General features: G+C 58.2%; 9 protein-coding genes. 3 read left to right on the top strand and 6 right to left on the bottom strand.

Annotation, left to right across the window (positions count from 1 at the left end):
* Positions 1 to 411: 411 nt before the first annotated feature.
* Genes mksF through mksB form a run of 3 tightly spaced genes read right to left on the bottom strand, consistent with a single transcriptional unit; the run spans position 412 to position 5,208 of the window.
* Positions 412 to 3,243 (bottom strand): Mks condensin complex protein MksF, encoded by a 2,832-nt coding sequence (gene mksF / locus IV01_RS06920; RefSeq protein WP_032630275.1) that lies wholly within the window; start codon positions 3,241 to 3,243, stop codon positions 412 to 414.
* Complete coding sequence (gene mksE, locus IV01_RS06925; RefSeq protein ID WP_032630273.1) at positions 3,240 to 3,950, bottom strand: Mks condensin complex protein MksE; 711 nt, start codon at positions 3,948 to 3,950, stop codon at positions 3,240 to 3,242. The genes mksF and mksE overlap by 4 nt, the downstream gene beginning before the upstream one ends.
* Positions 3,940 to 5,208, bottom strand: a complete 1,269-nt coding sequence (gene mksB / locus IV01_RS06930) for an Mks condensin complex protein MksB (RefSeq protein ID WP_032630279.1) — start codon at positions 5,206 to 5,208, stop codon at positions 3,940 to 3,942. Before mksB ends, mksE begins: the two co-directional genes overlap by 11 nt.
* 143 nt (positions 5,209 to 5,351) lie before the next feature.
* Between mksB and IV01_RS06935 the strand changes: the two genes are divergently transcribed.
* Complete coding sequence (locus IV01_RS06935; RefSeq protein WP_032630272.1) at positions 5,352 to 6,146, top strand: hypothetical protein; 795 nt, start codon at positions 5,352 to 5,354, stop codon at positions 6,144 to 6,146.
* Complete coding sequence (gene rimI / locus IV01_RS06940) at positions 6,139 to 6,591, top strand: ribosomal protein S18-alanine N-acetyltransferase (RefSeq protein ID WP_032630271.1); 453 nt, start codon at positions 6,139 to 6,141, stop codon at positions 6,589 to 6,591. Before IV01_RS06935 ends, rimI begins: the two co-directional genes overlap by 8 nt.
* A gap of 110 nt (positions 6,592 to 6,701) precedes the next feature.
* On the opposite strand, the gene IV01_RS06945 is transcribed toward rimI, so the two are convergent.
* Complete coding sequence (locus IV01_RS06945; protein WP_032630270.1) at positions 6,702 to 7,118, bottom strand: hypothetical protein; 417 nt, start codon at positions 7,116 to 7,118, stop codon at positions 6,702 to 6,704.
* Positions 7,119 to 7,268: 150 nt separating this feature from the next.
* Here IV01_RS06945 and can point away from each other — a divergent pair, with 150 nt between their 5' ends.
* Positions 7,269 to 7,910: a carbonate dehydratase gene (gene can, locus IV01_RS06950; protein ID WP_032630269.1), complete on the top strand. Its 642-nt coding sequence runs from the start codon at positions 7,269 to 7,271 to the stop codon at positions 7,908 to 7,910.
* Positions 7,911 to 8,041: 131 nt separating this feature from the next.
* On the opposite strand, the gene IV01_RS06955 is transcribed toward can, so the two are convergent.
* Both IV01_RS06955 and IV01_RS06960 read right to left on the bottom strand, forming a co-directional pair.
* Positions 8,042 to 9,214 (bottom strand): hypothetical protein, encoded by a 1,173-nt coding sequence (locus tag IV01_RS06955; protein WP_032630268.1) that lies wholly within the window; start codon positions 9,212 to 9,214, stop codon positions 8,042 to 8,044.
* A 124-nt stretch (positions 9,215 to 9,338) separates the two neighbouring features.
* Entirely contained in the window at positions 9,339 to 11,015 is a 1,677-nt protein-coding gene (locus IV01_RS06960; RefSeq protein ID WP_050507830.1) for a methyl-accepting chemotaxis protein, read from the bottom strand.
* Positions 11,016 to 11,038: the final 23 nt, after the last annotated feature.

Here is an 11,038-nt window from a genome sequence, read left to right as displayed (position 1 = left end):
ATCGCCGATGGTAGTGTGGGGTTTCCCCATGTGAGAGTAGGTCATCGTCAAGATTAAATTCCAGAACCCCTGATCGCTGACGCGTTCAGGGGTTTTGTTTGTCTGCTCGAAAAACATTCCCCCCCTGTAGGCGCTGTTGCAGGCTGCGAATGAGGGTGTCAGCAACTGCTTCTTTCGCAGCCTTCGGCAGCTCCTACAGACCGCACGGTTTGTCGATACACCGCCACCGTCGGAGCGCATGAGCACCGCGAGGCCGCCATGGCGGTATCAGACAGACCTATATCGTTGCCTCACGGTGCTCGTGAGCTTCTACAGCGGCTTTATTTCGGCGTGACAGCTCTGTGCAAACCTCAAATACCGCCCAATAAAAAGGCCGCATTCTCATGCGGCCTTGTGTTACAGCGTCTCAGCTCACTCTGCAGCTTCTTCAGCTACCTCTACAGCAACTGTCTTCACCTCGTCGCGTCTGCGGATGTACTTCCAGTCCGCTTCATCGATGTAGATGCCGTTAGGTCCGCTGCCGCCTTCAAGGTCGATTGCTACGTGAGCCGACACTTGAGGCTTCACACTGGCGAGGATCGGTACGAAGCCCAATTGCAGGCTTGTCTCCAGCAAAGCTGCCTGGTTCTTCTCGTCGATGTCTGCCGCTTCGTCCAGATAGTACGGCAAGCGCACACGACCGGCTTGATCGCGATCCATCAAGTGCAGCAACAAATACATGTTGGTCAGCGCCTTGATGGTCATGGTGGTGCCGTTTGAAGCTGCACCATCGATATCGGTGTGAATGACTGGTTGGCCATTGACCTTGGTGATCTCAAACGCCAACTCGAACAGGTCTTTCAACCCGAGCTGATTGTGGTTCGCAGCAACAAGGCGCGCCAGATACTCCTTGGCCTCTTCGTTCTTGTTGTCCTGCTCAGCGCTTTGGCTCAGGTCGAAGACCGACAGCGTTTCGCCTTCTTCATACTGCCCGGCGCTGTGGATGATCTGGTCGATATGCTTGAGGGCTTCCTTGTTGGGAGCAAGCACGATGCGGAAGCTGGCAAGGTTGGAGACCTGACGCTTGTTGATCTCCCGGTTGAACAACGCCAGCTGGTGTTCAAGGCTGTCATAGTCGCTACGGATGTTGCGCAAGGTGCGGGCAATATCAGTCACCGCAGCGCGACGTGCTTTGCCTAAGGTGAGGGCTTCATCTGTACGGTGAGCATAGGCATTGATCAGCAGCTGCAAGCGGCGTTCAACGTCTTCTTCGCTGTCGAACTTGGCGACACCTTTGAGTCGAACCTGGGCGTAGAGGGCTTCGATCTGCCCGTCACTGCGTAGCAAGCCTTGCCAGCTGTCTTGATAGTCGTTGAGCAGTGGCAGAAGGTTTTCCAGCGAGTCATCCACAGGCTCCATGAACGGCGTCCCAAACGGTAGGTCCGCCGGCAGTAACTGACGGCGACGTAGCGCGTCATCCAGAGTGCGTTGTTTGGACTCCAGATCGCCGATCTGGCGTGCAACCAGTTGCAGCTTGGCCGACAGCTGCTGGACGCGCTCGGTGAAGGCATCGCTGGAGCGTTTGAGTTCGCCCTGAGCAGCTTCCATCTGCGCCAGCTGTTCATGCTTGTCAGACTCTTCAGCGCTGAGCGTCTGGCAGCGACGGAAGTCTTCCAGGGCCTTTTGTGCATCCAGCACCTGTTGATACAGCGCCTCGGTCTGGGTCTTGCTGGCCGAACGGTCCGCTGCTACAGCCTGTTGAGTCTTGAGTTGTTTCAGCTCTTTTTCGAGACGCTCTTTCTGATCACGTAATGCAGCGCGATCAGCCAGCGCTTGCAGGGCAGGCGGCTCGATATTGGTCAGGTTGATCGAAAGGCCCGGCACCTGGAATTGATCGCCTTTAAAGCTATCCAGGATCGCCTCAAGGGATTTGACCCAGGCGTCGCCATCATCCAGCGCAATGCCTTGCTCGCCCAGTGGCAGGCTGAACAGTGCGCTGTTGAACAGACGCATCAAGCGCTCGACGTCCGGCTGCGAGAACTCTTCGCGCAGGCGTGCATAACTGTTGTTGTCGGCATGATCGAGCTGCTGCTTCACCGACTTAAGACGTTTTTCCAGATCCCGCAGACGTTCGTCCAGGTCTTCGGCGCTGAATTGACGTGACTGCGCCAAGGCGCCAGCCAATTCATCGTGAGCATCCTTGGCAGCCAGCAGTTGCTGTTCAAGCACCTTGGGATCATCGATCAGAGCGAAGCGATTCTTGAGAACCGAAAGCTCACCGATCCAGCGCTGGATGCTGCTGATTTCCCGTTCCAGACGCATCAGCTCTTGAGTGCCGCCGCGTTGGTCGTTTTGCAGTTCATCCTGCTGGCTGCGATAGTGCTCGGCCTGGATGACCAGCTCTTCCTTGCGAGCGGTGGAGTAGTCCAGCCAGGTACCAAGCAAGGAGTCCAGCAGCGGTGACAGACGATGCAGCTTGCCGCGCAGCAGATCTCGTTGCGCAACACCCGCAGCCAAGGCTTCAACCAGCGGGCCGGCTTTGACTAGAGAGTTGTAGTCCTGTTCCATGCGTCGTACATCGCGGAAAGCCTCTTCGCACGCAGCGATGTAATCGACGCTGCCGGATCGCAAGCTGTGTTCGAACGCATCGAGGAACAATTGCTTGAGCTTGGCCGCGGTGATTTCCCGCATGTGCAGCAGGTTGATGAACAGTGCTCTGAAAGTCTTCAGGCTCTGCTCGCTGGTAGAACGCAACGGAATAAGGGTCAAGTCCAGTGGAATGGAGGTATGTCCACCCACCAGCAAGCGGCGCAGCTCATCGGGCTTCAATTCATAGGCCTTAAGGCCTTGGCTTTCAAGGTTGCTGAACAGCTCTTTCTGGCGCAGGCACGTGTCGTCCTTCTGGTAGTGCCCCAGATCCAGTTCGCCAGCGTAGGCAAAGAACTGGTGACCGAAACCACCACCCGGACCACGCCCGACCACGCCAATCACATGGGGGCCGTGAGGTAGCGATACTTCCACCAGAATGTAGCTGGTGTCCGAGGCGAAGTAGAACTTTCGGGACTGCTCAAGGCTGTACTTGCCGAAGCTCATGTCCGACATGCGCGCGAGAATCGGGAACTGCAAGGCGTTGATCGAAGCACTCTTGCCCAGGTTATTCGCGCCGTAGACCGACAGCGGATGTTCCAGTGGAAACAGCCCGAGGCTGTAACCGGCAGTGTTCAGCAGGGCAAAGCGGCGGATGCCGTAGCGTTCCTGGCTCATGCATCCATCTCCTGTTGCTCATCAGCGATCGCGCGGGCCAGAGCCTGCTCTTCGGTCTCATGCACGTTGTCGAATTCGGCCAGGTCCAGCGGATCGTCGGTCTGCAGCAATTTCTCGTCGCTGTCATCGTCGATCAATACCGGAACGGGCAGCGGTAGCACGCTGTGCAGGCTGGCGGCCAAGTCTCGGTCCTGTTGGACCGACAGGCAAACGTCCAGGAAGCGGTGCATGGGCGGCAGGAAACGGAAGATGCCGGTTTCTTCTGCCGCGAAACCCAGTTGGGTCATGCGACGCATGATTTTTTCTTCCAGTTCGTCCTGGGTCTGGACTTCAGCCTGCAAAAACAGGTCGCGGTATTTTTCCAGCATCGACGGCAGTTCATCGCGGCCAAGGCTGCCGCCATCGAGGACGGCTACCGGGTCGCGGCCCTGATCGGCGAGGTGCTCAACCAGAATGAAGGTGAACAGCGCCAGACGTTGCGCGGTCTTGTTGACCTGCGCTGCAGCCAGTTCCGGGACGAAGTAATAAAAGCCCCGTGTGTCGCAGACCAGCTCGAAACCGAGCGCCTTGAACAGCGTGCGGTATTGATCCTGAGCGTTGGACAGCTGCGCATACAGCTCCGGGTCGCGGCGGCTGATGTGGAAGCCTTTGAACAGCTCGCGAAAAATTGGCGCGAGCTGGGACATTTCGGAAAGATCAAGATGCATTGACTGGATTCCCTGATTGCTCATCACGGCTGGAGAGCAGGGCAAAGGAGCGCAGGCTGACCTGATGCTCCTGGGTGAAGTAGTCACGACGCTCCAGGCGTTCGCGGGCAAAGCGTTTCTCGCGGGACAGGCGCGAGAACCAATACAGCAACTCGTCTGTTGCGCCGTTTGGCTCCTGCTCCAGCAGCCAGACCATCAGGTCCGGCAGCGGCAGGGCGTCTTCGCAACGCTCGAGCATTTCTTTGACGGTACGCGGCGCCTGGGGTGGTTCACCTTTGCGCTTGCCGCCGGCCTTGGGAAACTTCGCCGGTTTCGGTTCGAAGCGCGCCAGTGCGTAGACATACGCTTCGACCTGATTCGCGCTACCGAGGAATGTGCTCTGCGGACGAGTAAACATCGGCATCGCGGCTTGTGGCACGGCGTCCAGACCTTTACGGCGGATGGCTGACAGCGCCAGCGCGGCTCCTCGGGTGACGGCGTTATGGCGACGGGCCTCTTCACGCAGTGGCAGCAACAATTCCCGGGCATGCCGCAACGTCAGCTGAGCGCTGGTCTGCATTTCAAGGATGCGCGCGTGAGTACGCAGCAGCATGTCATCGTCGACCAGTTGGCCCAGACGCTGCTGTTCAGTGAGCAGGCGCAACAGGACGTTCTCGACCTTGCGCACGCCTTGCTCGAAGGCACCATCCGCGTTGACCAGCTGGATCATTGGCTCGACGTATTCGTCCCAGGTCGCCAGGACTTCTGCATACCGTTGACGCAGCGGAATCTGGCGATCACTGGTCTTGGCGCGATCAGCCACACCGACCAGCGCCTGTTCATCGTTGGCGAGCTTTTTCAGGACGTCGCGCACCCGCATATCCAGAAGGCGTAATTGCCGAGCCAGGTCATTCGCGTCGCGGATGTCGAAAGCATCCTGGATATAACCTGCCAGACGCTCCAGATGGCGCAGATAGGCTTCGATTTCCAGGCACAGCCCCAATCGGTGTTCGCGGCGCAGGTACGACAGGAAGTCATGGATCTGTGCGTTGAGTTCGAAACGGTTAGGGCTTTTCGCCACCGGCACCAGGATATCCAGACGAATCCACACATCCAAAAGATTGGTGATGTCCTGGGGGGGGCTGTCCAGTTGTTGTGCGGCCAGCTGCAAGCGCAATTCGCTCAGGCTCAAGGTGCCTTGGTCGAAGTGTTCACACAGCGGCTCAAGAAGCGCCCAGTGCTCGGCAAGGGCGCGCAAGACGCGCTTTGGTTCGATCATTGTCAGGCCGACTGTTGGCAAATAAAAACGCCGATTGTACTGCATCGGAGGCTGCAGATTTCACCTCTGGGCGATCAACTGCGGCGAGAATCGGCGAAGGGCTGTAGAATCGCGCTCTTAACTTATCCACAGGTGGCCGACCTTTGCTAAACGAGTCCCGCCGCCGCGCCTATATGACTGCCATGCAGGTGGTCAATTGGCTGCCGCGCACTGAACTGCCCTTCGCGGCACCGTCTCGCCCGGAGCTTCTCGCGCCGCTTGCGCCACAAGTCGAAGAGCGCGTGGCTGTGCCGGAAGCGCGGGCCATTGCCGAGCCTGTCAGCCAGCCAACTGCCGAGGCGCCACGCCCTGTCGAACGGCCAAAGATCGAAGTGCCACGGCCATCACTGGCCAGTACTCGCAACCCGCCGACAGTCGAAGAAGCGCCCCCTGCACCGGTAAAAGCGCCGGTCATTCCACCGCCGCGCTTCTCCCTGCAATTGCTGCGCGCCGGGCGTTGCCTGCTGCTGGTGGAGTTACCCACAGGCCAGGCTTTCCAGAGTCGCGATCCTGCTTATCTGTTGCTAAAAGACATGCTGCGCGCCGCTGGTCTGCCTGATGCGCCACAGATAATCGGCGAGCCGGTACGCTGGCCGTTGTTGGTACGCGGGCAAATGGATCAGGGGCCGGAGGCTGCGCGTGATTTTGTGCAAGGTTTTGTGTCGGCGCGGCTTGAAGACGAACCCTGCGCCTGTATCTGGCTGATTGGTTTGCCGTCGGTGCGGTTTGCCGGGGAGGCCAACGCCGAGTCCTATAACAGTGAATTGCAGGTCGAAGGCCTCGGTTCTGCCTGGGCGTTGCCGGGTCTGGAATTACTGATGGACGAGCCGCAACGCAAGGCCGACGTCTGGAAAGCCATGCGTCGGCTGATGGCGCGCTGGAAATCGATAGATGAGTGACGCAATAACCTTCCGCCCGATGACCGAGGCGGATCTCGACGCCGTACTGAAGATCGAATACGCCGCGTTCAGCCACCCCTGGACCCGGGGTATATTTCTCGACGGGCTCAAGTCGTATGAAATCTGGCTGATGTTCGAGGGCAGCCAGCAAGTAGGCCACGGCGTCATTCAGATCATCATCGATGAAGCGCATTTGCTGAACATTACCGTCAAGCCTGAGAGCCAGGGTCGTGGCCTCGGCCTGCGCTTGCTGGAGCACCTGATGTCGCGGGCTTACCAGCTCAATGGACGCGAGTGTTTCCTTGAACTGCGCGATAGCAATCGCGCCGCCTATCGTTTGTATGAGCGATTTGGCTTCAACGAAATCGGCCGGCGTCGTGATTACTATCCGGTCGCTGGCGGTCGTGAAGATGCAGTGGTGATGGCGTGTACGTTGTTTGAATAAATGGACGACCTGTTGGAGCGAGGCTTGCCCGCGAACTAGACGACACGGTTATTCAGATACACCGTGTCATCGTTTTTCGCGGGCAAGCCTCGCTCCAACAGATTCATAGATTAATCACGCTTCTCAGGCTTGCCATCCAGCGGATCAAGTCGGCCAAGTTCCGCTTCATCCAGCCCGTCACCGCCACCAATATCGTCTTCGTCGACTACGGTAAGGTCAAAATCGGCCGGGCGGTCGTCGCCTTCTTCATGGGCAGAGCGCGCACCGTCCTCGCGGATCAGGATTTCCGGATCCAGATCGTCATCGGTTGGATGATGATCCGGGGTTGAGGCGCCGGTCATGCCCGCCTCGCGCACACGCTTCTCCGGGATCTCATGCTCCAGCTCATCTTCCGGGATCATATCCCCGATACGTGCGCTGGGTTCTTCCTCGTCAAAGTCCAGCTCTTCCATGGAGCCCATGCGGTCTTCGTTATCATCGATAGGCTCGGGCTGAGTGGCACCGTAAGGGCGGCGTGAATCATTCATGGCGAATCCTCAATGTTTGGGGTCTTAATAGGTGGACCGGTCGCATTCCTGAAGATTCCTTCTGCCTGCCCAGTTGCTGGCTGGAAAATTCCCGTGACCTGGATCGTCGAACCCCAGTCATAAGCTGGCATATCTTCGAGGTGTCAACGCATGAACGAGCTACAAGACCTGATCGACAACAACGAACGTTGGGCTGACGCGATCACCAAGGAAGATCCTGAATTTTTTGCCAAGCTGGCGCGCCAGCAAACTCCGGAATTTCTGTGGATAGGTTGCTCGGACGCTCGCGTACCGGCCAATGAAATCGTTGGCATGCTGCCGGGTGATCTGTTTGTGCACCGCAACGTAGCAAACGTTGTGCTGCACACTGACCTTAACTGCCTGTCGGTGATCCAGTACGCGGTGGACGTGCTGAAGGTCAAACATATCCTGGTCACCGGCCACTATGGCTGCGGCGGTGTACGCGCCTCGATGCAGGACCGCCAGCTTGGCCTGATCGATGGCTGGCTGCGTTCGATACGTGACCTGTATTACGAAAACCGCGAAACCCTGGCCCTGCTGCCGACCGAGGAAGAGCGGGTCGACCGGATGTGTGAACTCAACGTTATTCAGCAAGTGGCCAACGTCGGCCATACCAGCATTGTGCAGAACGCCTGGCATCGTGGGCAGAGCCTGTCGGTGCATGGTTGCATCTATGGCATCAAGGATGGGCGCTGGAAAAGTCTCAACACCACCATCAGCGGCTTCGAGCAACTGCCGCCGCAGTACCGGTTGCGGCCGTTGGGGCAGTAGCAGGAGTAGTCATTCCCTTGTGGGAGCGGATTCATCCGCGAAGGCGCTAGTACAGCCGATAAAAGTCTGCAGACTGTACTACCGCCTTCGCGAATGAATTCGCTCCCACGGTTGATCACCTTCGCCAGTCGCTACAGATACGGATGCACCGCTGGCACCGTCAGTGGTTTCTGCAACTGTTTAAGCGAGCGCGATACATTGCTGGTGGCGCACTTCGCATCCGCATCGGCCTGGCTCAGTTTGCGCACGTCGGTGTAGAACAGCACGCAGGTTTTGGCCTTGTTGGTCACCTGCCAGTTCTGTGTACAGCTGTTCAACGTGGCTTTAGGGTCTGCGCCCGGTTTCTGGCCCATGCCCGCCTGCCAGCAGGCCGCGCTCAAATCCTGCCCCATGACGGCAAGGCCAGCCGCATCGGCCTTGGCTTCGTCACCGCCATAGTTAGTCTTGTCCGCCGCATACCAGATGTAGCTCGGATGGTTGGACCCTAGTACTGGAACGTTCTGTCCAGGGGCGGGGCTGATCGTAGCCAGGCCCAGCACCGGAACAGTGGCGGCGTATTGTTGCTTGATCCAGTTACGCACCGGAGCGCCGAACGCAACCATTGGCAGTGAAGCCCCGGCAGCGCTCTGGGTCAATTGCTTGACCATGGTGGTCTGATAATCCTCGAAGTAGCTGTACACGTCCGCAAGGGAGCTGCCCGCTGATGCTGGCGCGGCAATCGGTGCAATATCGATGATGGTCTGAAAGCCAGGCGTCTGCGCAGTCGGGATGCCGTTGTAGGTCAGCAGCTCTGCCCAGCGGTCAGTGGTACTCGAGCGCAGATAATCCTGAGCCTGAGTCAGTGAATAGTCTGGCGGAAAGTGCAACAGCTCGACGCTTTTGCGATTTTCCAGCGCCATGCCCAGCGGCAGGAACAGGTACCAGTTGTATTGCCACTTGTCCGGGCCAGAGGCGAGAAGTTTCTGCGCGCCGCTGTAGGCCAGATCACCGGCGTCGAGCAGGGCGCTCAAGGGTTTGTCGTAGCCATCCGGCACGCCGCTGATCTGCGCATAGATCACATCGTTGTCGCTGGTCACACTGACTTTTCCGGTGTAGCCGTCACGCAACACGCTCTGGGTCAGGTAATGCTCGACTGTCTGTTCCAGTGTCCAGTTGCGATAGCAGATCACGTTGCAGTTATTTGGGTAGGCGAAGAGTTGGGTAACCCGTTCCCGGCTGCCCAGCTTGACGTTGACGTCGGCCTGCGCGGTCGCGCCGAACATCAGGGTGGCAAGTGTTGCAGTCCACACAGCGGCTTTCAGCATGCTCATATCCTTTTTGGCAATCTGCCCGAGGGTTCGGGTTACCTGGATATTGAAGCAATGTGCCATTACGAATAAACAGGTGGGCGGTTATATATTTTTACCGCCCCCTGAGCCTGCTGTGATTTCAGAGTACGAAGCGCTGAACCATGATGTTCAGATCCGTCGCTAGCACTGATAGCGCGTTGCTGGCGGCGGTGGTCTGGTGTGCGCCGGACGCGCTCTGGGTCGACAAGTCGCGGATACTGCTAAGGTTACGGTCCACTTCACCGGCCACCTGCGCCTGTTGCTCGGCGGCACTGGCGATCAACAGGTTGCGATCGTTGATGGTGGAGGTCGAACTGATGATGACGGTCAGTGCTTCGCCGGTTGCAGCAGCCTGTTCAAGTGTCACGTTGGCTTGATTGGCGGTGAGCCGCAGCGCCTGAGCAGTTTCCTGGGTGCTCTGCTGGACGCTGTTGATGAGTCCTTCGATTTCCGACGTCGAGGCGCTGGTGCGCTGTGCCAGGGAGCGAACCTCATCGGCGACGACGGCAAACCCGCGTCCCGCTTCACCGGCGCGTGCCGCTTCGATGGCGGCGTTGAGCGCCAGCAGGTTGGTCTGATTGGCGATGGCGCGGATAACGTCGAGGATCTTGCTGATACTCAGTGTGCGTTCAGCGAGCCCTTCGGCCTGGTGCGAAGTGTCCAGCACATTGCCGGTCAGCTCTTTGATCGAGACGATGGTGTCGGCCAACCGTAACTGGCCTTTGGCCGCCGCTTCGTTAGAGGCAAGGGATTCGGTCGCTGTGTTGCTGGCATTGCTGGCAACTTCCATGGCCGCCTGGCTCATTTGATTGACCGCGACCGCCGCTTGCTCAATTTCACTGTTTTGCAGTTTCAGGTTCTCTGCGCCGGATTCGGCAATGCTGCTCATTTCCTGCACCGACTGTGACAGCTGGTTAGCCGCTGCGTAGATTTGTTCGATGGTGCCGTGAAGATTGCCACGCATACGCCCCAGCATCTGCAGCAGCTGTGCGGTTTCGTCCTTGCCTTCCGGAATGGTCTGAGGGCTCAGATTTCCTTCAGCGATGGTGCTGGCAATTTGCAAGGCATGGCGGACCGGGCGAATGATACTGACGCTCAAGCGCCAGGCCAGCAGCAGCGTCAGTGCCAACACCAGACCAATGGCGCTGAGGGCGATGATGCGGGTTTGTGCGTAGCTTTCGCCTGCTTTCTCCACCGCCGTGGCGGCGCTTTGCTTGTTCAGCTCGCGCAGTAACTGCACCTGCATGTCCATCAGGTCGCCCTGCAAGGACAGCATGGTATTGGCCAACAGGCGCGCGTCTTCGATCTTGCGTTGTTCAATCAGGCCGATTTCGTCGTACAGCCCGGGTATAAAGGCTTTGTAGGCATCCTGAAGCGCAACGAGGGAGTCACGCTCGGTGCTGTCCTTGACGTGGGCGAGGTAGTCGGAAAACCCTTTTTCGGCGTCATTCTTGAGGGTTTCGACGTTGATTTTGCTGGTGACTACAGCACCTGGGTCGTCGGCGTTGGCAATCAGCCGGATGCTTTCACTGCGCAATTTAACCAGGGTGATCGCCAGCGCGTCGGCCATGGCGATACTGGGCAAAGAGCCGCTTTCGACGATTTCGCCCTGATTGCGGATCTCCTGCATCTGAAACAGACAGAAGGCTCCCAATGCCACCATCAGCAGAGACGTAATGCTGAAACATAGCACCAGACGCGGAGTGATCTTGAAGCGTCGCAGGACTGTAGTCCCGCCAGCACGTCGACGCAAAAAGCCAGGCAATAATTTTTTCACAGTGACCCAAACCCATCGATGGA

Origin of the sequence: Pseudomonas syringae, from assembly GCF_000737245.1 — a bacterium.
Lineage (GTDB): Bacteria > Pseudomonadota > Gammaproteobacteria > Pseudomonadales > Pseudomonadaceae > Aquipseudomonas > Aquipseudomonas syringae_J.
Note: the sequence above shows the minus strand (reverse complement) of the source record. Positions and strands in the feature narration are given on the sequence as shown.